20 protein-coding genes and 2 pseudogenes are annotated in these 23315 nt (G+C 70.5%); 8 read left to right on the forward strand and 14 right to left on the reverse strand.

Annotation, left to right across the window (positions count from 1 at the left end; all coding sequences use genetic code 11):
* Positions 1-8: 8 nt before the first annotated feature.
* The 12 genes and pseudogenes from QF032_RS34765 to QF032_RS34820 form a co-directional block, all read right to left on the reverse strand.
* The gene (locus QF032_RS34765) at positions 9-1103 is read right to left on the reverse strand and encodes a Gfo/Idh/MocA family protein (protein ID WP_307047998.1); all 1095 of its coding nucleotides are present in this window, start codon (positions 1101-1103) and stop codon (positions 9-11) included.
* Positions 1100-1222, reverse strand: coding sequence for a hypothetical protein (locus QF032_RS34770; RefSeq protein WP_307059170.1), 123 nt, complete (start codon positions 1220-1222; stop codon positions 1100-1102). Before QF032_RS34770 ends, QF032_RS34765 begins: the two co-directional genes overlap by 4 nt.
* 91 nt (positions 1223-1313) lie before the next feature.
* Positions 1314-1841, reverse strand: a pseudogene (locus tag QF032_RS40755) (sugar phosphate isomerase/epimerase family protein); the annotation flags it as partial.
* Positions 1838-2827 (reverse strand): alpha/beta hydrolase, encoded by a 990-nt coding sequence (locus QF032_RS34780; protein WP_307059174.1) that lies wholly within the window; start codon positions 2825-2827, stop codon positions 1838-1840. The pseudogene QF032_RS40755 and the gene QF032_RS34780, both read right to left, overlap by 4 nt.
* Before the next feature lie 111 nt (positions 2828-2938).
* Complete coding sequence (locus tag QF032_RS34785; protein WP_307059176.1) at positions 2939-3832, reverse strand: carbohydrate ABC transporter permease; 894 nt, start codon at positions 3830-3832, stop codon at positions 2939-2941.
* Positions 3829-4779, reverse strand: a complete 951-nt coding sequence (locus QF032_RS34790; protein ID WP_307059178.1) for a carbohydrate ABC transporter permease — start codon at positions 4777-4779, stop codon at positions 3829-3831. The genes QF032_RS34785 and QF032_RS34790 overlap by 4 nt, the downstream gene beginning before the upstream one ends.
* A 217-nt stretch (positions 4780-4996) precedes the next feature.
* A complete protein-coding gene (locus tag QF032_RS34795; protein WP_307048008.1) occupies positions 4997-6271 on the reverse strand; it encodes an ABC transporter substrate-binding protein in 1275 nt (424 codons plus the stop codon).
* 508 nt (positions 6272-6779) lie between these two features.
* The gene (locus QF032_RS34800; protein ID WP_307048010.1) at positions 6780-7937 is read right to left on the reverse strand and encodes a pyridoxal phosphate-dependent aminotransferase; all 1158 of its coding nucleotides are present in this window, start codon (positions 7935-7937) and stop codon (positions 6780-6782) included.
* 255 nt (positions 7938-8192) lie between these two features.
* Complete coding sequence (locus tag QF032_RS34805) at positions 8193-8765, reverse strand: TetR/AcrR family transcriptional regulator (RefSeq protein ID WP_307048012.1); 573 nt, start codon at positions 8763-8765, stop codon at positions 8193-8195.
* Between the two features lie 77 nt (positions 8766-8842).
* Positions 8843-9265, reverse strand: a pseudogene (locus QF032_RS34810) (transposase); the annotation flags it as partial.
* Positions 9266-9292: 27 nt separating this feature from the next.
* On the reverse strand, positions 9293-9877 hold the full coding sequence (locus tag QF032_RS34815) for an Imm21 family immunity protein (RefSeq protein ID WP_307059180.1): 585 nt from the start codon (positions 9875-9877) through the stop codon (positions 9293-9295).
* Positions 9878-9923: 46 nt separating this feature from the next.
* Positions 9924-10370 (reverse strand): hypothetical protein, encoded by a 447-nt coding sequence (locus QF032_RS34820; RefSeq protein ID WP_307059182.1) that lies wholly within the window; start codon positions 10368-10370, stop codon positions 9924-9926.
* Between the two features lie 591 nt (positions 10371-10961).
* Between QF032_RS34820 and panD the strand changes: the two genes are divergently transcribed.
* Entirely contained in the window at positions 10962-11381 is a 420-nt protein-coding gene (gene panD / locus QF032_RS34825; protein ID WP_306946881.1) for an aspartate 1-decarboxylase, read from the forward strand.
* 35 nt (positions 11382-11416) lie between these two features.
* Positions 11417-11764, forward strand: coding sequence for a GNAT family N-acetyltransferase (locus QF032_RS34830; protein ID WP_306946879.1), 348 nt, complete (start codon positions 11417-11419; stop codon positions 11762-11764).
* 655 nt (positions 11765-12419) lie between these two features.
* Here QF032_RS34830 and gndA read toward each other — a convergent pair.
* The gene (gndA, locus tag QF032_RS34835; protein WP_307048018.1) at positions 12420-13859 is read right to left on the reverse strand and encodes an NADP-dependent phosphogluconate dehydrogenase; all 1440 of its coding nucleotides are present in this window, start codon (positions 13857-13859) and stop codon (positions 12420-12422) included.
* 239 nt (positions 13860-14098) lie between these two features.
* On the opposite strand from gndA, the gene QF032_RS34840 reads away from it, so the two are divergent.
* Positions 14099-15442 carry a transglycosylase family protein gene (locus tag QF032_RS34840; protein ID WP_307059184.1) on the forward strand — a complete coding sequence of 448 codons (1344 nt, stop codon included), beginning with the start codon at positions 14099-14101 and terminating at the stop codon, positions 15440-15442.
* Here QF032_RS34840 and QF032_RS34845 read toward each other — a convergent pair.
* Positions 15432-16703 (reverse strand): DMT family transporter, encoded by a 1272-nt coding sequence (locus QF032_RS34845; protein ID WP_307059186.1) that lies wholly within the window; start codon positions 16701-16703, stop codon positions 15432-15434. The two genes, QF032_RS34840 and QF032_RS34845, sit on opposite strands and share 11 nt — an antisense overlap.
* A 227-nt stretch (positions 16704-16930) precedes the next feature.
* Between QF032_RS34845 and QF032_RS34850 the strand changes: the two genes are divergently transcribed.
* The 5 genes from QF032_RS34850 to QF032_RS34870 all read left to right on the forward strand — a co-directional run bounded on the left by QF032_RS34850 (position 16931) and on the right by QF032_RS34870 (position 23257).
* The gene (locus QF032_RS34850) at positions 16931-17740 is read left to right on the forward strand and encodes a (2Fe-2S)-binding protein (protein WP_307059190.1); all 810 of its coding nucleotides are present in this window, start codon (positions 16931-16933) and stop codon (positions 17738-17740) included.
* A 38-nt stretch (positions 17741-17778) separates the two neighbouring features.
* Positions 17779-18930 carry a glycogen synthase gene (glgA, locus tag QF032_RS34855; RefSeq protein WP_307048027.1) on the forward strand — a complete coding sequence of 384 codons (1152 nt, stop codon included), beginning with the start codon at positions 17779-17781 and terminating at the stop codon, positions 18928-18930.
* A gap of 54 nt (positions 18931-18984) precedes the next feature.
* Positions 18985-20205 (forward strand): glucose-1-phosphate adenylyltransferase, encoded by a 1221-nt coding sequence (glgC, locus tag QF032_RS34860; protein ID WP_307048029.1) that lies wholly within the window; start codon positions 18985-18987, stop codon positions 20203-20205.
* Positions 20206-20321: 116 nt separating this feature from the next.
* Positions 20322-21644 carry a wax ester/triacylglycerol synthase family O-acyltransferase gene (locus tag QF032_RS34865; RefSeq protein WP_307059192.1) on the forward strand — a complete coding sequence of 441 codons (1323 nt, stop codon included), beginning with the start codon at positions 20322-20324 and terminating at the stop codon, positions 21642-21644.
* Positions 21645-21748: 104 nt separating this feature from the next.
* Positions 21749-23257, forward strand: coding sequence for an SDR family NAD(P)-dependent oxidoreductase (locus tag QF032_RS34870; protein WP_306946864.1), 1509 nt, complete (start codon positions 21749-21751; stop codon positions 23255-23257).
* Positions 23258-23315 lie beyond the last annotated feature (58 nt).

A 23315-nucleotide genomic window follows, 5' to 3' on the forward strand; every position in this document is an offset into this window, starting at 1 on the left:
CGATCGTTCTAGAGGGTCGCGGCCGTGGGGTCCCAGTTCTCGTCCAGGGGGGCCGGCGATGCCACGGTGGATTCGAGGGTCAGCGGTGTCCCGGCCCGTGCCGCCTCCTCGATGGCGAGGAGCACGTCGAGAACGTGGCAGGCGAGAGCGCCGGAGGCGCGTTCCGGTACGTCGTCGCGTATGGAGCGAGCGAGCTCCAGCACCCCCACTCCCCGGCCCCACGTGGACCCGACAGCGGGTACGTCTTCCGGTTCCGCATGGAGAGGGACGAACCTGCCTGTTCCAGCGAAGCGGTTGGGGTCGGGGACCTCGAGTGAGGCTTCCGTGCCGTGCAGTTCGAGGAGGTCGCGGCGGATGCCCGAATCGAAGCTCGTGACGAGGGCCGCCCGGGCGCCGGAGGCGAACTCGAGCAGAGCCATGTGCTGACTCGGTACGCGCACGTCGAACTCGGTCCCGGCGCCCGCGCCGACGAGGACGCGCCTGACGGCCCGTGCGGTTGAGGAAACCGAGCTCACGCGCCGGACGGCACCCAAGGTCTGCACGAGCGCGGTGACGTGGTACGGCCCCATGTCCAGCAGCGGGCCGGCTCCCTGGTCGTAGTAGAAGGCGGGATTCGGGTGGGTGCCTTCCGGTCCCGGGGACTGCATGATCGCGAGCGCGCTCTTCGGTTCGCCGATGCGGCCCGCGAGGACCGCTCGTTGCGCCGTCTGCAGGGCACCACCGAGGAACGTGTCGGGCGCGCAGGCCACGCGAAGTCCTCTCCGACCGGCCTTGTCCAGCAGCAACCGTGCGTCGCGGCGGCTGGTGGCGAGGGGCTTCTCACTCCAGACGTGCTTGCCGGTCGCGAGGATCCGGGCCGACACGTCGTAGTGGGCGGCGGGGACGGTGAGGTTCAGCACGATCTCGATGTCGTCGTGGGCCAGGAGCTCGTGGACGAGCAGGTGCCGCAACCCGAACTCCCGCGCACGGGCACGGGCGCGCTCCTGGTCGAGGTCCGCTATCGCGACCACGTTCAGATCAGGGAACCGGGTCAGGTTCTCGAGGTAGTGGCTGCTGATGACGCCGGCGCCGATGACGCCGACACCCACTCGCTTGGAGTTCACCGGTCGACCTCCACCAGGTGACGCAGGCTCTGCTGCACGGCTTCGAACGGGTCGCCCGCGTAGTCGTCCAGTTCCACGACGCGGACCGCGTCCGGTGCGGCCTTCAGGATGTCCGCCACCGGCATCGCACCCTGGCCGACCGGCTGCTGCTCCAGGAGGGTTGTGGTGTACGGGGCCGTCCTTGAGGTGCAGGAACCTGACGCGCGCCCCGAGCCGGGAGGTCAACTCCACGGCGGAAGCGCCACCGACCTCGGCCCAGAAGGTGTCGAGCTCCAGGACGACGTCCTCGTCCAGCGCCTCCGCGAAGATTTCGAGGCCGGTCCTGCCGCCGAAGTCCTGACGGACCTCGTGGTCGTGGTTGTGGTACCCGATGGTGACGCCTGCGTCCCGGGCAAGCCTCGCGACGCCGTTCAGACTCGCGGCCGCCGCTTCGATGTCCGCCCGCGTGGTCCAGCGCTGAGCGATGATGCGCGGTTCGATGAGCGTGCCGATTCCGAGCTCTGCTGCCATGCGGACAGCTGCGGAAGCGTTTCCATCGACGAGGCTCGCGTGTGCGCTGAGCGGGCGCAGCGGTGTCTCGGCCAGCGCACGCCGGTACGCGTCGCGGTACTGCTCGAACCTCCACAGCTCCACGTTCTCGAATCCCATCGCGGCGACGCGCGCGAGCGTCCCCGGGAGATCGGTCTCGATGGCCTTGCGCAGCGTATAGAGCTGCACTGAGTACAGGCGCTCCGTCATCCGCGTTCTCCCTGGTCCAGCGCGAGTTCTCCCGCATGAGCCGTTGTCACCGTTTCGGCCAGGACGGCGAGCGCGTGGTCCACCGGTTCCAGGGAAGCGGGCAGGTTGAGGAAGCCGTGCAGTACGCCGGGCACCGTGACGTGCCGCGCGGGTACCCCCGCGTCCACGAGAGTGGCCGCGAACGCCTCGCTGCTCGCACGCAGATCGTCGTACTCGGCGTCGAGCAGCAAGACGGGGCAGAGGCCGTCGAGGACGCCGTTGGCGGGGAGGGCGTAGCCGTGCGGATCCGGCGTGCGGCCCAGGTAGTTTCCCGTCATCTCGGCCACGTCCTCCGGCAGGATCCGGACCATGCGCGGCAACGGCGCGAACGCTTCGACCAGCGGCGGCGAGAGGGGCGGCGGGACGGAGTGCAGGGTCGCATAGGCCAGTACCAGTGCGGCGGGCAGCCATTTGTCGTCGTCCCGGAGGCGAAGTACGGCTCCTGCGGCGAGGTTCGCCCCCGCACTCGCGCCGCCGACGATGATCCGCGCCGGTTCGATGCCGAGCACCGCGGCGTTCTCGCGAACCCATTGGACGCCCGCCACGACGTCGTCGTGCGGCACCGGATACGTCACGCCGTCGACCGCGAGCCGGTAGTCCACGCTCACGACCACGGCGTCGGCCCTGGCGCACACCTCGCGGGCGGTCCAGTCGGCCTCGTGCATGTCGAGATCGCCGAAGACCCATCCGCCGCCGTGCACCCAGACCAGGCCGGGGCGAGGCCGCTGCGGTGCTGACGGCGGCCGGTAGACGCGCACGGCTATCGGGCCGTGCGGGCCGGGAATGCTCTCGTCGCTGGTTTCGACGGAGGGCAGTGCCGGTGCCGCCTTCCAGGTCCGGTATTCCTGCAGGCGCGGTTGCACAGCCGGATCGGCGAGTGCCTCGCGCCAGGACGGGAGGTCCTCGATCAGGCTGAGCCGCGCGGAGATGCTGGGATGCAGAGCCATCAGGGTCAGGTCTCCAGGAGTGCGGGGAATCGGGTGCAGCGCGCGTAGGCGGGAGGCGGTGGGGGATGTCCGCTCAGCCGCGTGGCCGGCCGGAGTGCCGGGCGGGCAGGCCTACTTCACGCTCCCGGCGGTCAGTCCGGAGCGCCAGAACCTCTGCAGGACGAGAAACGCGACGATCAGAGGGATCACAGAGAGGAACGCGCCGGTGATGGTGATGTTGTAGGGGATGCCTTGGTTCACCCCTTCCCTCCAGTTGGCCAGCCCGACGGTGACCGGCTGAAGTTCGTCGCTGTTGAGCATGAGCAGGGGCAGCAGGTAGTTGTTCCAGATGCTGACGAACTGGAACAGGAAGATGGTGACCAGCGCGGGCGACATGATCGGCATGGCGACCCGCCAGAAGATCCGGGCCTCGCCGGCACCGTCGAGTCGCGCGGCTTCGATCAGTTCGTCCGGTACCGACGCTCCGGCGTAGATGCGCGACAGGTAGACCCCGAACGGGCTGACGACGCTGGGCAGGAAGACGGCCCAGTAGGTGTTGACGAGGTGGACCTGGCTGAACATCAGGTACAGGGGCAGCGCGAACATGACGTCCGGGATCAGGACGGCGCCGAGGATGACGTTGAAGGTCAGGTCGCGACCGCGGAAGGGGTACTTGGCCAGCGCGTACCCGGCCATGGCGGACAGCGTCGTGCTCACCGCCGCGCCGCCGATGCTGTAGAGAGCGCTGTTCAGCAGCCACCGGGCGAAGATGCCGTCCTGCTCCTGGAAGACGTCACGGATGTTGGTCCACAGGTCGAAGTGGGAGAACCACAGCCCGTTCGTGGTGAACAGGTAGCCGCTGTTCTTCGTCGCGGTGACCAGCAGCCACCAGACCGGGATGAGCGTGTACAGGGCGAAGAGCGCCATGACCGCGAACACGCCCGCCCGGCCGGCCAGCGATGACGTACGCGGTCGCCCGGGAGGCCCGGCGGCGGCACGTGCTGCTGAGGGAGTGACGGTCGTCATGCGAAGGTGCCCTTCCGCTGGGTGAACTTGAGGAAGCCGAACGACAGCACGAAGGTCAACAGGGCGAGGATGACCGACTGGGTGGCCGCGTAGTTGTAGTTGTTGATGTCCGCCGACTGCTGTGTGGCCAGGATCGGTGTATAGGTGGGGGAGACGGTCGGGGCGACCTGACTCAGCACCGCGGGCTCGTTGAACAGCTGGGCGGTACCGATGATGGAGAACACGGTGGTGAGGATCAGCGCCGGCCGTACCGCGGGAATCTTCACGTGCCAGGCGACCCGCCACCCGGAACAGCCGTCCATCACAGCGGCTTCGGTGAGTTCGCCGGGGATCGCCTGCAAGGCCGAGTAGATGATCAGCATGTTGAAGCCGGTCCAGGCCCACGTCATCATGTTGCCGATCGAGGCGAGCACGAGGTCGTCGGACAGGAAGTTCACTTCGAGACCGATGTGCCGCAGGGCAGCGGTGAACGGGCTGACGCTCGGTGCGTACAGGAACGACCACATGATCGCGGCGATCACGCCCGGCAGCGCGTAGGGCAGGAAGTAGATCTGCCGGAAGAATTTCTTGAACACGGCGCCACGCGAGTCCAGCAGCAGCGCCAGCAGGAGCGCCAGGCCCAGCATCACCGGCACCTGCACGATGCCGAGCGTGAACACCCGAAGGAACGACGACATGAACCGGCTGTCGTGCAGAGCCGTCACGTAGTTGTCGAACCCGGCGAAGACAGTCGTCGACGGTCCCAGTCCGAGGCCGCTGCGGCGCGTCCTGAAGAAGCTCTGGTAAACCGCGTAGCCGATCGGTGCGAGCAACATCGCCGTGAACAACAGCCCGAACGGTGCCAGGAAGAGCACCGCGGAACGAGTGTGGCCACGGCCGGGGACACGCTTCGCTGCCGAGCCGGCGATGGGGTGGGCGAGAGCGTCGCCAGGCGTTCTTGTCGCCATGCCTGTTCCTTGCTCGTGAAGTGGCCCCGTGAAGTGAGGGACCGACTGGTCATGGGTGCTGGTCGGGCTGGTCGTCGCCCTGCGGGGGCGGGAGCGGTGGTGGTACGGAGGGAGGACGGAGCCCCGCATGTCGGGGCCGAGGGCGTGAAGCCGCGGGGCGCCGGCGCCCGGCGGGTCAGGAAGGCCGCCGGGCGCCCGCCGTCGTTCACCGCGCGCGTCACTTCCCGACGCTCAGCCCCTGGCTCTTCATGGCCGCGACGGTGCTGTCCTGGACGGAGGTCACGGTCTTCGGGATGGTGCCCTGCCCGGCTCCGGCCTTCTTGAGCCCGTCCTTCATGTCGGACTGAACCTGGCTCATCGTCGGGCCCCACACCCAGCCCGTGCTCGTGTTCGCGGCCGCTGTCTTGAACACGTCGTAGATGTTCTGTCCGCCGAAGTACGCCGACGGCTGGTCCACGGCAGGCAGCTGCTGTCCGCTCGTCGCGGCCGGGTAGATGCCCGTGTTCTTGATCAGACTGGTGACACTGTCGTTGTCGGTGCTCATCCAGGTCGCGAACTCCGTCGCTTCCTTCGGGTGGTCGCAGCCCTTGAGCACCACGGTCGCCGAGCCTCCGCGGTTACCGGCCGCCTTCTGTCCGGCGGACCACTGGGGCATGGGCGCCACGGCCCACTTGCCGGACAGCTCGGGCAGGTTCTTGGAGATCAGCGGAGCCGCCCACACGGCGCTGACGAGAGACAGCAGCTGCCCGTCCTGCACCTTCTTGAACCAGGCCGTGTCCAGCATCGGGTCACTGGTGACCAGCTTCTTGTCCAGCAGGCCTTGCCAGTACTGCGCGACCTTGCTGGTCTGCGGGTTGGCGATGGTCACCTGCCACCGGTCGTTCTCGGTACCGAACCACTTGCCTCCGGCCTGCCAGGTCAGCGCCCCCAGGTCATAGGCGTCCTGCGGCGTGGTCGTCAGGTAGGCCGAGGGGTCGGCGCTGTGCACCTTCTGCGCGGCCGCGGCGAAATCGTCCCAGGTCTTCGGTGGCGAGATCTTGTACTTCTTGAACAGGTCGGTGCGGTAGTACATCGCCATGGGCCCGGTGTCGACGGGGATGCCGAACACCCTGTCGCCGACGCTGGACATCTGCCAGGTCCACGGCACGAACTTGTCCTTGGCGGAGTCGGCGTACTGGGAGATGTCCTCCAGCGCGCCGGTGGCGATGAAGTTCGAGAGGGTGTCGTAGCCCACCTGTCCGAGACAGGGTGCGTTGTCGGCCTTCACCGCGTTCTGCATCTTGGCGTAGCCGCCGATGCTGCCCGCCGGGATCTGGCTGTACTTGACCTTGATGTCGGGGTGGGACTTGTTCCACAGCGCCACGGACTTGTCGAGGCCGACCGCCGCCCCCCAGAACTCCACCGTCACCGGCTTGCCGCCGGAACTCGAACCGCCCGAGTCGCCGGACCCGCTGCAGGCGCTGAGCGTGACGAGCGAGGCAACGGTCAACATGACCCCAGCCCCCTTCACCCACCGTGAAGCCATGGGAACTCCTTCCGTCGGCCGTCCGCCTTGCGGAGCTTGCCGGTTGATCTGCGAGCGGCGTGTCGCGCACGGAGTCGTTGAGAGCTTCCCGTCTTCGGGGACTCATCCCTACGAACACTGCCGAACGGCTTGCGATTGGGGTTTCGCTTGAGGTGTGCGCCAGCCCTTGTTGGCCCGTCTGGCCTACGTGATGCGCCGGCCCCGCGGAGCAGCGTCCGAGGCTCGGAGTGCTTGCGGTCGAACCGAGCAGCTCACTCTGAAGTGCGAAGCGAATCTCAGTTGCGTTGACTATGGGGCCGGGTGCGCCGCCTGTCAACGCTTTCTCGTCGACTCTTGGTAAAGAGTCTGGCTCACCGAAAGGGTCGCTGGGCAGCACGGGCTTCGGGACCTCTGTGACGCACTCGAGATCTCCGGGGTCCATGTGTATGCGTTCTGTCGGTCAGGCCGATATGTGACCGAAATCGAGGAGGCAGTGCTAAAGCGCGTTGATGACGTGTGAAAAGCGGCGCAGACCCTCTTCGAGCGCAGCCTCGTCCGTGGCGAAGGACAGGCGTACGTGTCCCTCGCCCGACGGGCCGAATTCGGACCCGGCGCGTACGAGCACGCCTCCGTCGGCGAACCGTTGCGCGAGTTCGACGGAGGACAGGGCGCTGTCGATACGGGGGAATGCGTAGAACGCTCCGAGAGGCCGGACGACGCTCACCGCATCGAGACCGTCGAGGTGCTGCATGACCAGATCGCGGCGGCGCTGGAAGCGTGCCGAGAGTGCGTGCAGATCTTTGTCGGGAATGCGTAGCGCCTCGACGGCCGCGTCCTGGACGAAGGTGTTCAGAGGCCCGTTGATCGTCCGGTGAACGAGGTTGATCTTTTCGGCGACAGTGGCGGCGGCGCAGATGAAACCGATGCGCCAGCCGGTCATCGAGTACGACTTGGAGAACGTGCCGGAGAGCACCACCCGGTCCCGTACGGAGATCAGTTCAGATGCCGAGGTGAACGCGATCTCGTCGAAGACGATGTCGCTGTATGCCTCGTCCGACAGGAGGTAGAGGTCAGGGTGATCGCGGAGGATGGCGCCGACTCCTTCGATATCGGCCTTGGAGAACACCATTCCGGTGGGGTTCACGGGATTGCACAGGATGAGCATGCGGGCTCCCGCTGCGGCCGCCGCGAGTTTGTGCAGGTCGATCGAGCCGTCAGGCCGCGTGGAGATCCACTCGGTCTTGGCCCCTGCCATCGCCGCGTGGTCCGCGTACAGGGAGTAGGTCGGTTCGGGGAGCAGTACTCGATCGCCCGGGTTCAGCAGAGCGAGGACGGTGGCTGCGAGGCCGGCGCTGCCTCCGTGAGTGACGACGACATTCGCCGGTTCGACCCCGAGGCCCTGGAAACGTGCCAGGTGGGAGGCGATCTCCTGCCGGAGATCCGGCGATCCTGTGATCTGCGAGTAACGAGTGCGACCGGCGCGCAACGCCCGGACGGCAGCCTCCACTACCGGCTGCGGCGTGTTGCTGTCCGGTTCACCCATGGCCAGAGAGATGAGGCCCGGCACCGCACCTCCCAGTGTCTGGGGCCGCCTCGACGCTGCTCTGATGCGTTCCGGGAGAGAACTGGCCGTTCGGGAGGGGAGGGTGCTCATCCGATCTCCAGGGAGTCACGATGGATGTAAAGTGCGAGAACATTCTCACATCGTGATGAGCGGTTCAAGGGTGGGGACGCGGCTGGATCGGCCGGAGGCAGGTGGTTGCACATGCCCGAGCGGGTGCGCGGTGGGCGCGCCGTGGTCCGGGGGGCATGCCTGAAGCCCACCGCAGACGCCGTGGGTGGTTGGTTCCTGGTGCTGAGCTATGGCCCCCGGAGGGAGCCGCCCCTCACCGGCTGCCGGTCGTGTGCGTCAGGCGCCGGCCCAGCCCTGGAGAGCCCCGTAGTAGGCCGCCGTCAGACGGCTGATCGCTTCCTCCTCCGGGAGGCCGGTGCTGATCAGGTCCAGGATCTCGCGTGGATCGAACATGGCGTTGTACAGGAACAACGCGTGATCGAAATGCTCATCCGGCACGTTCAGGTGCCGCATCACACTGCGAATGGGGCGCTCCCAGGCGTCCCGGACCGGGGTGATCACCTCGTCGTTGTCGCGCAGGCGGGCGAGGAACCCCGTGCGCGATCGGATCTGGACCATGGCGGGGCCGTAGCTGCGGACCAGACGAGCCCACTCCCGGACGACCTCCTCGAACAGGTCCGGGCCGGTCTTGGGGCAGTCGTGGCTGTAGTTGCGCAACTGGACGATCACGCCGAGCAGGTAGGCCTTGAGGAGCTCCTCGACCGACGGGAAGTACCGGTATGCCGTGGCCAGCGACAGGTTGGCTCGCTCCGCGATGACCGCCATGGTCATCGCGCCGGGCTCGGTCCTGAGCGCTTCCCCCACGGCCTCCAGGAGCTTGCGCCGGTTGCGGACCGCGTCGCGGCGCATGCCACGACCGGCACCCTGTTCCTCGTTCTTGACCGTCAGGGGGAGCCTCCCGGGATGCCTCATCGGAGAGAGATGTCTCACCTTTGGGCAAGACGATAGTGAGGTCCGTCCGAGTCGCTCAAGCGGCGGGGCCTCGCCCGGTGCCGGGATCTGCATGAATGGCTCTGCCGAGCTGGTATCAAGGCTGCACCATGCGCCGTCTTCCTCGGTGTGCCCCCCGGGCCGCTGACCCGGAGGGCTGGGCGAGCGGATCTTGCGAAAAACACCGACGCGGCCTTGAGGATCTCATTGGCTCGCCGCAAATCGGCGTTCTCCTTGCGGAGTTGGGCGAGTTCGCTCTTCTCGGCGGTGGTCAGCAGATCGGGCCGGTCGCCCTGGTCGGCCTCGGCCTGGCGGACCCATAGCCGCAGGGCTTCCTTGTGGATGCCCAGATCCCGGGCGACATGCGCGACCGGACGGCCTGAGGTCCTCACCTCGCGGACGGCTCGCTCACGCAACTCGTCGGGGTACTTCCCACTGAGCTGGCCTCATGGTCCGGCAAGGAGTTGCACCAGACCGACCCACGTGTGCTCATCGGCCTCGGTATGAACGGCGCGGACCTTCCAGGTGCCGGCGGACAAAGGAACGGAAGCTGAATCGGGCAGCCCGCCATGTGGGTACTCGACGTCCAGATCGGCGCCGGCATTCACCGAGTCCATGAGCACCGCCGGGCCGTCCGTCGTCCAGGTGCCGCAGTCCTCCCAGGCAATAGAAGGGCTCGTGAGGACGCGCTCGGCCACTGCGACCAGCTCGGCTTCGGACGAGGCCGCAAGCCATCGCAAGAAGGCACGGTGCTCCGGGAGGTAGCAGGTGGTGGCAGGCTCGTCTCCCAGAATCAGAGCCTCGCCCCCCTCACCTCTCATGGCGACCGCCTCGGCCAGTCCCTCCACCTCGCAGGCCCGGTCATAGTCGTCCGGCGTGTCGGTGCCGCCGATGAGCATCCCCGATTCGGTGCAACCACCCCATTCGGCCAGCGCGGAAACGGGCACGACCACAAGCGGCCCGCCCATCGACTCCACCCAGGTGTGGGTGTACTCGGCTGAACCGGCGGCTTCGGACGACGATGTGTTCATGGCGTCAGTGTGCATTCAGGCCCTGACAAGGCCTGCATGGGAGCAGTCAGTGCACACAATCCCCGCACTCCGCCGGAAACAACACGGCACCTGGCGGCAGTTCGCCCGGATGCCGGGCGCTCACCCGCAGGCGTGCTTCGAGAGAGCCCTTCGCGGGCGGGTATTCGAGGGTGAGTTCGCTCAGCACGGTGATGACACCAGCGAGGTGCATTTCCGCCGCGTGCATGCCGTCGGGGAGACAGCCGGCCAAGAGGCCGAAGGCTGCCGTGTCGCCGCTGTCGGCGACGCACTCACGGATGTCGAAACGCCAGTGCGCGGCCGCATCGGCCAGCAATGACTTGCCCCTCTTGCCCAGCCCGACCAGGAAATCCGTGCGATCTCGCAGATGGTGCGCGATGGCACAACAGACGGGAACCGCGGTGCCGTCAGGAGCCACTACCCGCGTGTACCCGGCATGCGGACAGCACGACAGAGCCTCGTCAAGCAGCGACAACGCGGTGTCCTTTGCCGCCGGGTGACCCTGCTGCGCGATGTCCAGAAGCAGCGACGCCCAGCACCCGGGCCAGGCCCTTCGCCCAGCTTGAGTAATCCGTCCTTCCGCTCCGCCGGGTGTGTGCTGACCCGGTACCGACGGGACTGCGCGGCGGCGTGGTGCGGAAAGCTCCACTCGGCGCGCGAGATCGGGTCGCCAGCGGGCGTACGAGTTCGCCGATCAGGCCGGCCTCGTGGGCGGCGAACCTGATCTCGTTCCGAACCCCCTGAACGTCCCGTTCGCCGCTGCCGAAGACGTTGGGCAGGATTCCCGACAGTGCCGACAGCGCCGACAGCGCCGACAGCGCCGACCGGCCGAGGGCCAAAGGGACCGTGTATCAGGTAGTCAGCATCCGGTCAGCACGAGTCGCCGGGCTTTCCCGGGGGATTGCCCGAACAGGCGCCGGTGCGGCGCGAAAGCCGAGGCGTGAAGCCGTCTCGCCCGAGCGGAGCGATGTTCCTCACCTTCCTCGACCGGCGTGTCCCGGTGTACAGTCGAGACCGCCCTTGACCTGCACAAAGCTGGCAGGGAGCCATCTTCCAGGAGTCCAAATTGCTGCGTACTCTGTTCAAGTCCAAGATCCACCGTGCCACCGTCACCCAGGCCGACCTGCACTACGTGGGATCGGTGACCATCGACGCCGACCTGTTGGACGCCGCCGATCTGCTGCCGGGCGAGCTCGTGCACATCGTCGACATCGACAACGGGGCGCGGCTGGAGACGTACGTCATCGAAGGGGAGCGCGGCTCCGGTGTCGTCGGCATCAACGGCGCCGCCGCGCATCTCGTGCACCCCGGTGACCTGGTGATCATCATCAGTTACGCTCAGGTGACCGACGCCGAGGCGCGGGCACTGGAGCCGCGGATCGTGCACGTGGACGGTGACAACCGGATCGTGGCCCTGGGGGCCGACCCCTCGGAGCCGGTACCGGGCACCGACCAGGAGCGCAGCCCGCACGCGGTGTCGGTCTGACGCCGTCAGCGCAGTCACCGCACCGGGAGAGCCCCATGAGCGACATCGAGATCCGCGACGACCGGGCGGCGGGCCGCCTCGAAGCCGTCGGCGACGGCGGTGAAGTCGTCGGCCGTATCGAGTACTTCGTCCTCGACTCGCCCGCTGCCGCCCTGGTGCCGGTGCACACCGTCGTCGAACCCGCGCACGAGGGCAAGGGCATCGCGGGGTCGCTGGCGCGCGAGCTGTACGCCCTGGCCGCGCGCGACGGCGTCCCGGTGGCGCCGCTGTGCCCGTACGTCGTGAAGTGGGCCGCACGCCACCCCGAGGAGGCTCCGGCCGCGGACCCCGGGCTGCTGAGCGCCGCGAAGGACTGGCTGCGCGCCCACCCCGGCAGGTTCTGACCTTCGCGCCCAGGCCCCGCGGTCTGTCCTTCGGCGGCTCGCGAGCCGGGCGCCCGCGATGCGGGTGGCCTGCCGTCGCGCGGCGATCGCGGCGATCGGGGCGTGGGTGGCGTCACCGGTGGTCCGAGCCGAGTGCAGTCCTCGATGGGGCGGCCTGCGCACGGCCTCCGCAGCCTCCGCCGGCCGTGGGCCCCGTCGTCCGCTCGGGCGCCGCAGGGGTGACGGTCGGGCGGGGCCGGCCGGGTGAGTGTGCGGGGCGGGCCCGGGTACGCGGGGGAGTAGTTCCACAGCCAAGCCCCGCAAGCGGCCGGAGGACACGATGAGCGACCCGTACCCCGACCCCGTCCCGCCCGGGCCGACGCCAGGCCCCGACCCGGTACTTCCGGATCCCTTCCCGAGCCCGGTGCCCACGCCCGAACCGCAGCCCCCCGGCCCTCAGCCCCCCGGCCCGCAACCGCCCGGCCCGGATCCGGCGCCGCCCCCGCGGCCCGGGCCGCCGGACCCGTCGCCGTCCCCGATCCCGCCGGGGCCGGAGCCGGTCCCCAGCCCGGAACCCGGGCCGCCCCTGACCTGACGCGGCGGCGGTGGGCGGCCCCGACGCCGCTCACCGCCGCCACCCGACGGGCCGTTCCCGCACTGCTCCCGGGAACGGCGTCTACGCGTCCACCTCCGAGCGGTCCCCGCCCCACAGCGTGTGGAACGCTCCCTCGCGATCCACCCTCCGGTACGTGTGCGCCCCGAAGAAGTCCCGCTGCCCCTGGGTGAGCGCAGCCGGCAGCCGCTCCGCCCGCAGGGCGTCGTAGTAGGCCAGTGCCGCGGCGAAGCCCGGGGTGGGAACGCCCTGCAGCGTCGCCGATACCAGCACCTCGCGCCACGCGTCCTGCGCCGCCGCGATCTCCGAGGCGAACGTCGCGTCGGAGAGCAGGCTCGGCAGGTCGGCCCGGGTGTCGTACGCGGCCCGGATCCGGTCCAGGAAGGCGGCGCGGATGATGCAGCCGCCGCGCCAGATCGAGGAGACGGCGCCGAGGTCGATGTCCCAGCCGTATTCCTCGCTGCCCGCCGCGATCTCGTGGAAGCCCTGCGTGTACGACACGATCTTGGAGGCGTACAGCGCCTGCTCGACCCGGTCGGCGAAGGCCTGCGCCTCCGCCTCGCCCAGCGCGGCCGCCTTGGGCCCGGCCAGACCGCGCGAGGCCTCGCGCAGCCCCGCGTGTCCCGACAGCGACCGGGCGAAGACCGCCTCCGCGATGCCCGACACCGGAACCCCGAGGTCGAGGGCGATCTGGACGGTCCAGCGGCCGGTGCCCTTCTGCTCCGCCTGGTCCACGACGACGTCCACGAAGGGCCTGCCGGTCGCCGCGTCCACGTGGGACAGCACCTCGGCGGTGATCTCGATCAGGTAGGAGTCGAGGCGTCCCGTGTTCCAGGTGCGGAAGATGTCCGCGATCTGCGCGGGCTCGTACCCGGCGACGTCGCGCAGCAACTGGTAGGCCTCGCCGATGAGCTGCATGTCGGCGTACTCGATGCCGTTGTGCACCATCTTCACGAAGTGGCCGGCGCCGTCGGGGCCGACGTGGGTGACGCAGGGCGCCCCGTCCGCGGCCTTGGCGGAGATCTTCTCCAGCATCGGGCCCAGCGACTCGTACGACTCGGGGGAGCCGCCCGGCATGATGCTCGGGCCGTGCAGCGCGCCCTCCTCGCCGCCGGAGATGCCGGCGCCGACGAAGTGGAGCCCCTGTTCGCGCAGTTCGCGCTCGCGGCGGCGGGTGTCGGCGAAGTGCGCGTTACCGCCGTCGATGATCATGTCGCCGGGCTCGAGCAGCGGGGCGAACTCCCTGATCACCGCGTCGGTGGGCTCACCCGCCTTGACCATGACGACCAGGCGGCGGGGGCGTTCCAGCGCCGCGACGAAGTCCTTGGCCGTCTCGGCCGCCACGAACTCGCCCTCGTGACCGAACTCCTTCACCAGCGCGTGGGTGCGTGCCGCCGTGCGGTTGTGCACCGCGACCGTGTAGCCGTTGCGTGCGAAGTTGCGGGCGAGATTGCGGCCCATGACCGCGAGTCCCGTGACGCCGATCTGGGCTGAAGTGCTCATACGGGTGGCCCCTCCAGAGGTGCGCGTCGGTAGCGTGCTGTCATCCTGTCGTCCTCGGGTCCATCTTGACGGGTTTCCCGGGCCGTTTCGTTCCGCGACCGGCCCTCGGACGGCCCGTCGGGAGCCCCCTTGCGGCTGCCACGCTCCGGGCGGCGCCGGAGCGGCCGGTTGTCGCCTTGTCATGGCCTGTTCGCAGCCCATACTTTTGCCGCTCCTGACGCAATGTCGAGGGGGACCCCATGGCCGTACGCGGCCGGCACCGCCGGTATCAGCCGAACAGGATCAACCGCGCCTCACTCACCGTCACGGCAGGCGGCGCCGGCATGGCGATACCGCTCATGGGCGCCGGAACCGCCCAGGCGGCCGACGTCGACACCTGGAACAAGGTCGCCGCCTGCGAGTCGACCAACGACTGGGACATCAACTCCGGCAACGGCTACTACGGCGGACTGCAGTTCACGCAGTCCACCTGGGAGGCGTACGGCGGCACGCGGTATGCGCCCCGCGCGGATCTGGCCACCAGGGACCAGCAGATCGCCGTGGCCGAGAAGGTGCTCGACGGACAGGGGCCCGGCGCGTGGCCGGTGTGCTCGGTGCGGGCCGGCCTGAGCCGAGGCGACGGGGACCCCGGCATCCACCCGAACGGCTCGGCGAAGACGGCCGCGAAGAGCGGCAAGAGCGCCAGGAGCGGAAAGGACGGCACGTCCCGGGAGGCCGGGGCGACCGGAGCGGCCGGGGCGAAGAAGTCCGGCGCGTCCGCGCGGTCCGGCGGTGCGGCGAAGACGTCCCTGGACGACGTGCGGCCGCAGAGCACCCCCCAGTCGCGGGCGGGCACCGCGCAGATGTACACGGTCGTCCGCGGCGACACCCTGTCCGGCATCGCCGACGACGAGGACGTCCGCGGCGGCTGGCAGGGCCTGTACGCCGCGAACCGGACGACCATCGGCGCGGACCCCGACCTGATCCTGCCCGGTCAGCGGCTGAGCCTGCGGGCCGGGGCGTCGTCCACCGGCAGCACGCCGGGCAGTCACGGCAAGCCGGGCAGTCACGGCAAGCCCGGCGGTCACGGCAAGCCCGGCAGTCACGGCGAGCAGCACAAGCAGAGCAAGCCGGCCAAGAGCAGCAAGAGCGGCAAGAGCTCCAAGGGCGAGAAGGCCCACGGCGGGACGTCGACCGGCCGTTCCTTCGTGGCTCCCGTCGACGCGGCCACCGGAACGCGGTACCACGCGTCCGGTTCGTCGTGGTCGAAGGGCTATCACACCGGGGTCGACTTCCCCGTGGCCACGGGGACGACGGTGAAGGCGGTCGCGGCAGGGGAAGTGGTGAGCGCCGGCTGGGGCGGGTCGTTCGGCTACCAGGTGGTCATCCGGCACGGCGACGGCCGCTACACCCAGTACGCCCACCTGTCGGCCATCTCCGTGCGGGACGGCCAGTCGGTGGGCGGCGGTCAGCGCATCGGCCGGTCCGGCTCCACGGGCAACAGCACGGGCCCGCATCTGCACTTCGAGGTGCGGACGGGGCCCGGCTTCGGATCGGACGTCGACCCGGTGGCCTATCTGAGGGCCGGCGGCGTCAGGATTTGACCCGCTCCCGGTGCCGGTCCACCGCTACCGGCACCGGGATGTGCAGCCCTCCGTAGAGCGGGGTGTAGAACGACGGCAGGACGGCGGCCGTCACGGGCGCCGTCTGCCCGGAGTGTGCGTCCTCGTACAGGTCGTCCAGGCCGTTCAGATCGTCCAGGTCGTCGCGGACGTCGTCGTACCGGCCGTCGCCGTGGCGGTCGTCCGCTCGGCGTGCCTCGGCGTCGGCCCCCGAGACCGCCACCAGGCGGTCCGGGCCGGCCACGACCACGGGCCGCGGCTCCGCAACCACCTGCCGCGGCTCCGCGGCGGCTTCCAGGACCGCGGCCGGCGCCGGGAGCACGACCTTGACGGTGTCGGTCCGGGTGCGGGCGGCGGGCAGACCGGCCGGCACACCGGTCGTCGCCGGCTCCGGCTGCGCCTGTGTGGTCTGTGTGGTCTGGAGACGCTCTGTCGTGAGCAGGATCAGTCCGCCCGCCGCCACCACGGCGCAGCCCAGGGCGAGCGCGGTGCCCGTGGTGCCGTGGCGGAAGGTCTCGTCGAACATCGTGATGCCGACCGCGGCCGCCACCACCGGGTTGACCACGGTCAGCGTGGCCAGCGGTGCCGCGAGGCCCGCGCCCCGGTAGGCGGCCTGGGAGAGCATCATGCCGGCCGTGGCCAGCACTCCGATCACGGCCAGCGAGGGGATGTCGGCCGCCGAGACGCCGCCCGTCCAGTCGACCGCGACGGTCTTGGTGAACACCGACGACATGCCGAACGCGATGCCCGACGCGGTCGCCAGCAGCACGCTGCGCACCACCGGGTGCCGGTGAGCGGCCCGCCCGGCGATCATCAGGGCCACCACCGCGCCGGCGGTGACCACGGCCACCGTGACCCGCTGGGGAGTGGACAGCGACTGCGCGTCGGACGCGCCGACCAGGGACAGCAGACCCGCGAGACCGACCGTCGCCATGATCGCGCCCCGCCAGGCCGTCGCCCCGGCCCGGCGGCCGACGAACAGCGCGGCCATGGGCAGCGCGAACACGATCGTCAGCGCGCCCAGCGGCTGGACCAGGCTGAGCGGGCCGTAGGCGAGCGCCACCACGTGCAGGAGTCCGCCGAGACCGTTCAGCGCGACCGCGGCCCACCAGCCCGGGCGGCGCAGCGGAGCGTATTCCTCGTCGGGCGAGGACACCGCGACCTGCTCCTGCACGATCGCCCCGGCCGCGTACGCGACAGCGGAGACGAGCGACAGGACCACGGACAACGCGAGGGCGCTCATGAGCTGCTCCTCTGCGTGAGGCGGGGGCACACGGCCCGGCGCGGCGAACGGTCGGCTCTCATAACCAACACGATGCCTTGTCGATCTGTTCCCGTCGTCGTCCCTGAGCACGCATTGGGTCCTACTGCCGATGGAGTACGACGGGCCCTGCGTCCTCCCTCAGGCGGGTGACGGACCAGGGATCCCCCTGACCCCGACCCCTACCCGCCTTGGTACTACTGCACTTCGTGGACCTCGACCCCGAACTCGCCCTGCTCCGCCCGCTGGGCGGCTTCTTCACCCTGCGCATCCCACTAGGGAGCCCAGGAGAGCCCGACCGGCGGCCGCCCACCCTCGCGCAGGCCTACGCGCGGGCTCCCGCGCCGGACTCGGCGGGGGCTCCGGGGCGCTCGGGAGCGGAACCTCACGACGATCCGCTGGCCTTTCGTGTCCGAAAAGTGACCCGCGCGCTACGGGCCCCCGAGGAGCGGATCGGCGCGTCGGTGGCGCAGCAGGGGCTGGCGGCCCGGCTGTGGTCGGTCGCCCTGGGCTGTGCCGCCCTGTATGGGCGCGTTCCCGACCTCGCCCCCGGGTTGCTGCGCTGGGACCCGGACGCGGGCGCTCCGGACGACCTGTGGCTGACGCGGGTGCGGGCCCGGCCCGAGGGCCCGGCGAGCGTGCCTCGCACCGTGGCCGAGTCCGTGGCGGCGACCGTCCTGGAGGATCACCTCGAACCTCTCGCCGTGGCCCTGCGCGCCCGCTGTCCGGTCGCGCCCGGGCTGCTGCGCGGCAACGCCGCCTCCGCCCTCGCCGCGACGGCCCGGCTGCTGGTCCGGTGGGCGGACGAGCACAGCCGTCCCGACGTCGCCGCCCGCACGCGTGATCTCACGGCGGCGCTCTTCGCCCACCCGCTCCTCGCGGACACCGGCTCGCTGTCCGACGGCGTCTTCCGCCGTCGCAGCTGCTGCCTGTACTACCGGGTCCCCGGCGGAGGCGTCTGCGGCGACTGTTGCTTCACACGACCCCCGCGCTCTTCCCCGCGCGCCCCGTCTGGGTGACCATGAAGGGAGTCGGCCGCTGAGACTGGGGGTTCCGGGTGCGAGTAGGCCTGCTGACGCGGGAGTATCCCCCGGACGTGTACGGCGGTGCGGGCGTCCATGTGGAGTTCCTCGCCCGCGAGTTGCGGCGGCTGATCGACCTCGACGTGCACTGCTGGGGCGAGGGCCGCACGGACGGGGTGCGGCGCCACCGGCCGTGGTCGGCCCTGGACGGCGCCAACGACGCGCTGCGCACCTTCTCCGTCGACCTCGCGATGGCGGCCGCCCTCGAGGGGCGTGAACTCGTCCACTCCCACACCTGGTACGCGAACCTGGCCGGTCATCTCGCCAAGGAGCTGTACGGCGTCCCGCACGTGGTGACCGCGCACTCGCTGGAGCCGTTGCGCCCCTGGAAGGCCGAGCAACTCGGCGGCGGCTACGCCCTGTCGAGCTGGGCCGAGCGGACCGCGGTGGAGGCGGCAGACGCGGTGATCGCGGTCTCCGGCGCGATGCGTGAGGACATCCTCGCCTGCTACCCCTCGCTCGCCCCGGAGCGGGTCCACGTCGTGCACAACGGCATCGACACGGCCCTCTACCGGCCCGACCGGGGCACGGACGCGCTCACCCGGATCGGCCTCGACCCGGACCGGCCGTTCGTGCTGTTCGTCGGCCGGATCACCCGGCAGAAGGGCGTGCCGCATCTGCTGCGCGCGGTACGGGACATCGATCCCGCGGCGCAGGTCGTGCTGTGCGCCGGAGCCCCCGACACCCCGGAGATCGAGCAGGAGTTCCGCGACCTCTTCGCCGGGCTGCGCGGTGCCCGGGACGGGGTGCACTGGATCCCGAAGATGCTGCCGCGCCCCGAGGTGATCCAACTCCTCACGCACGCGGCCGTGTTCGTCTGCCCCTCGGTGTACGAGCCGCTGGGCATCGTCAACCTGGAGGCGATGGCCTGCGGGACCCCGGTGGTCGCCTCCCGGGTCGGCGGGATACCCGAGGTCGTCGAGGACGGGGTGACGGGCAGGCTCGTGACCGTCGACGAGGATTTCGAGGGGAACCTCGCGGGCGCGCTGGACGAGATCCTCGGCGACCCGGCGGCCGCGGCGCGGATGGGCGAGGCCGGGCGGGCCCGTGCGGTGGGGGAGTTCGGCTGGGACGCGGTGGCCCGGCGGACGGTCCGGCTGTACGAGGAGATCGTCAAACAGGCGTAGGGAGCCCCGCGCCGGGGCAGCCATGGGTATCCGACCAGGGTGAGGAGAGCGGCCATGCGGCGTGGAGGACCTACGGTGCTCGGGATCGTGCTGGCGGGCGGTGAGGGCAAGCGGCTGATGCCGCTCACCGCGGACCGGGCCAAACCGGCGGTCACGTTCGGCGGCACCTACCGGCTCGTCGACTTCGTGCTGTCCAACCTCGTCAACGCCGACATCCTGCGGATCTGCGTGCTGACGCAGTACAAGTCGCATTCGCTGGACCGGCACATCACGACGACGTGGCGTATGTCGAGCCTGCTCGGCAACTACGTCACCCCGGTGCCGGCGCAGCAGCGGCTCGGGCCGCGCTGGTACCTCGGCAGCGCGGACGCCATCCTGCAGTCGCTGAACCTGATCTACGACGAGCGGCCCGAGTACGTGGCGGTGTTCGGCGCCGACCACGTCTACCGCATGGACCCGCGCCAGATGCTCGCCCAGCACATCGAGAGCGGCGCGGGCGTCACGGTGGCGGGGATCCGCGTGCCGCGCGGCGAGTCCTCCTCCTTCGGGGTGATCACCCCGGGGTCGGACGGCCAGACGGTCGAGCGCTTCCTGGAGAAGCCGGCCGACCCGCCGGGGCTCGCCGACGACCCGGAGTCGGTGTTCGCGTCGATGGGGAACTACATCTTCACCACCAAGGCCCTCATAGAGGCGCTGCAGCGGGACGCCGAGGACGAGGCGTCCGTGCACGACATGGGCGGCTCGATCCTGCCCCAGCTCACCGAACGCGGCGAGGCCGGGCTGTACGACTTCAGCGAGAACCACGTCCCCGGCGAGACCACCCGGGACCAGGGCTACTGGCGCGACGTCGGCACGCTCGACGCCTACTACGACGCCCATATGGACCTGATCGCCGAGCGCCCCGCGTTCAACCTGTACAACCGCAGCTGGCCCATCTACACCCACTCGGGCCAGCTCTCCCCGGCGCGTTTCAACGCGGGAGGCATCGCCGGCGAGTCGATCATCAGTTCGGGCTGCCTGATCCGCGGACAGGTGACCCGGTCCGTGCTGTCGCCGGGGGTGGTGGTCGACCCCGGGGCGGTCGTCCAGGGCTCCATCCTGCACGACAACGTGCACATCGGACGGGGGGCCGTGGTGCGCGGGGCGGTCCTGGACAAGAACGTCGACGTCCCTCCGGGCGCGACCATCGGCGTGAACCCGGAGCGGGACGCGGAGCTCTACACAATGTCCCCGGGCGGAGTGATCGCCCTGGGCAAGGGCTGCCAGGTGTCATGAACTTAATCCGATGTTAACTGTGCGTAGCCTGATCGTGCTTGACCGTAATCACCTCCAGGGGGTTGACTGCCTTCACACCCGTCTTTCACACCCCGTCCTCGACGCGAGGCAAGTCCGTGACTGCTGATGATCTGCTGGCCCCCCTCGACCTGGCGTTCTGGAACCTCGAGTCGGCCGAGCACCCCATGCACCTGGGCGCGCTCGGCGTCTTCTCGGCGCACTCGCCCACCGCGGGCGCCCACGCGGCCGACCTGCTCGCCGCCCGCGCGTCCGGCGTCCCCGGGCTGCGCATGCGGATCCGCGACGTGTGGCAGCCGCTCGCCTTCGGGGGAGCCGTGCGCGAAGCCGACCCGGACTTCGACCCCCGCCACCACGTCCGTCTGCACGCCCCCGCCGCCGACTTCCAGACGGCGGCCGGACGGCTCATGGAACGGCCCCTCGAGCGCGGCCTTCCGCCCTGGGAGGCGCACGTCCTGCCAGGCGAGGACGGCGCCTCCTTCGCCGTCCTCTTCAAGTTCCACCACGCCCTCGCCGACGGCCTGCGCGCCCTGACGCTGGCCGCGGCCGTCCTCGACCCGATGGACCTGCCCGAGCGCCGGCCCCGCCCGGCCGAGCCCGCCCGGCGGCTCGTCCCCGACGTGGAGCGGATGCGCGAACTGCTGCGCGGGGCCGTGTCCGACGTGGGCCGCGCCCTCGACATCGGCGCCTCGCTCGCCGTCTCGGGCCTCGGCGTGCGCTCCAGTACCGCGCTCACCGCCGCGCCCAGCGGCACCCGCCGCACCGCCGGCGTGGTCATCGACCTCGACGACGTGCACCGGATCCGCAAGGTCGCCGGCGGCACCGTCAACGACGTGCTGATCGCGGTCGTCGCCGGAGCCCTGCGCCGCTGGCTCGACGAGCGCGGCGACGGCAGCGCGGGCGTACGGCCGCGCGCCCTGATCCCCGTCTCCCAGCGCCGACCGCGCACCGCCCACCCGCAGGGCAACCGCCTCTCCGGGTACGTGGTGCGGCTGCCGGTCGACGACCCGGACCCGCTCGGCCGGCTCGCCCACGTCCGCACCACCATGGACCGCAACAAGGACGCCGGGCCGGCCAGGGGCGCGGGCGCCGTCGCCCTGCTCGCCGACCACGTCCCGGCCCTCGGTCACCGGCTCGGCGGGCCGCTGGCCGGCCAGGCCGCCCGGTTCTGGTTCGACATCCTCGTCACCAGCGTCCCGCTGCCCAGCCTCGGCCTGAAGCTCGGCGGGAACCCGGTCGACGAGGTCTTCCCCTACGCGCCGCTGGCCCGCGGCCAGGCCCTCGCCGTCGCGGTCTCGACCTACCGCGGCCGCGTCCACTACGGCCTCGTCGCCGACGCCGAGGCCGTCCCCGACCTCGACCGGGTCGCCCACGCGCTGACCGTCGAGGTGGAGACGCTCATCACGGCCTGCGGCCCTTGACGGGAACGCGTTTGGAGGAGAGGCGCGGCGCTCCGTAAAATTCCCCCTTCGTAAGGCGGGCGCGGTCGGAGCGCCGCCCGGGTGAGCAGGGAAGCGGCAGCGCGATGACGGTGACAGAGGACAACTCGGCGGCGATCACCGAGGAGGCCGTGGACACGGTCGTGCACGGGCCCGGCATCGATCCCGAGCGGCTCGCCGTCTGCCTCGGGGTGCTGGAGGAGCTCGACAAGCTCGACGTGGACCACCCGGACGCGATCACCGTGCGCCGGGCCACCGCGGGCGTCTACCGCACGGTCAAGCAGCGCCGCCGCCAGGAGCGCCGGGCCGCCAAGACCGCCCACGACAAGACGGTCACCGAGGCCACCGCGACCGGCTCCGCCCAGCGCATCGACGACGAGACCGAGGGCATCCTGCCGTCGTCCGTCACCGAGGAGGGCAGGATCGCCGGGATACTCCAGCGACCGCGCTCCTGCTACACCTGCAAGACCCGGTACGTCGAGGTCGACTACTTCTACCACCAGCTGTGTCCCGAGTGCGCCCGCCTGAACCGCGACAAGCGCGACGTGCGCGCCGACCTCACCGGCAAGCGCGCGCTGCTCACCGGCGGCCGCGCCAAGATCGGCATGTACATCGCGCTGCGGCTGCTGCGCGACGGCGCGCACACCACGATCACCACGCGTTTCCCGAAGGACGCCATCCGCCGCTTCAAGGCCATGGACGACTCGGCCGACTGGATCCACCGCCTGGAGGTCGTCGGCATCGACCTGCGCGACCCGGCGCAGGCCGTGGCCCTCGCCGAGCAGGTCGCCGCGGCGGGTCCGCTCGACATCCTCATCAACAACGCCACGCAGACCGTGCGACGGCTGCCCTCCGCGTACGCCGCACTGGTGGGCGGCGAGAGCGCCCCGCTGCCCGCCGGCGAGCTGCCCGCCCACCACGTCATCGGCGCGTTCGGCTCCGGTGCCGTCGACGGGCTCGCCGCCCTGCCGGTCGGAGCCAGTGCCCTGGACGCGCAGAAGGTCGCCGACCTCGCCCTGGTCGCGGGCAACGCCAGCGTCGCCCGGCACCTCGACGGCACGGCCATCGACGCGGGCGGTCTGGTCCCCGACGTCGTCGACACCAACACCTGGGTGCAGACCATCGAGCAGATCTCCCCGGTGGAGCTGCTCGAGACCCAGCTGTGCAACTACACGTCGCCGTTCATCCTGATCAGCAAGCTCCGGCCGGCCATGGCCGAGGCCGCCGCGAAGGCCGGGAGTGGGCGTGCGTACGTCGTGAACGTCTCCGCGATGGAGGGCGTCTTCGGCCGCGGCTACAAGGGCGCCGGGCACCCGAACACGAACGCCGCCAAGGCCGCGATGAACATGGTGACCCGCACCAGCGCCCAGGAGATGTTCCAGACCGACGGCATCCTGATGACCTCCGTCGACACCGGCTGGATCACCGACGAGCGTCCCCACTACGACAAGCTGCGCCTCGCGGAGGAGGGCTTCCACGCGCCGCTCGACCTGGTGGACGGCGCGGCCCGGGTCTACGACCCGGTCGTGCGGGGCGAGGCCGGCGAGGACGTGTACGGGGTCTTCCTCAAGGACTACGCGCCGGGCAAGTGGTGACCCGGGTTCGCGCCGCCCGGCAGGAGCCGGTGGCGCGGCACGGGTGACCGCTCGGAAC

This window comes from Streptomyces achromogenes (assembly GCF_030816715.1).
GTDB classification, from domain to species: Bacteria; Actinomycetota; Actinomycetes; order Streptomycetales; family Streptomycetaceae; genus Streptomyces; species Streptomyces achromogenes_A.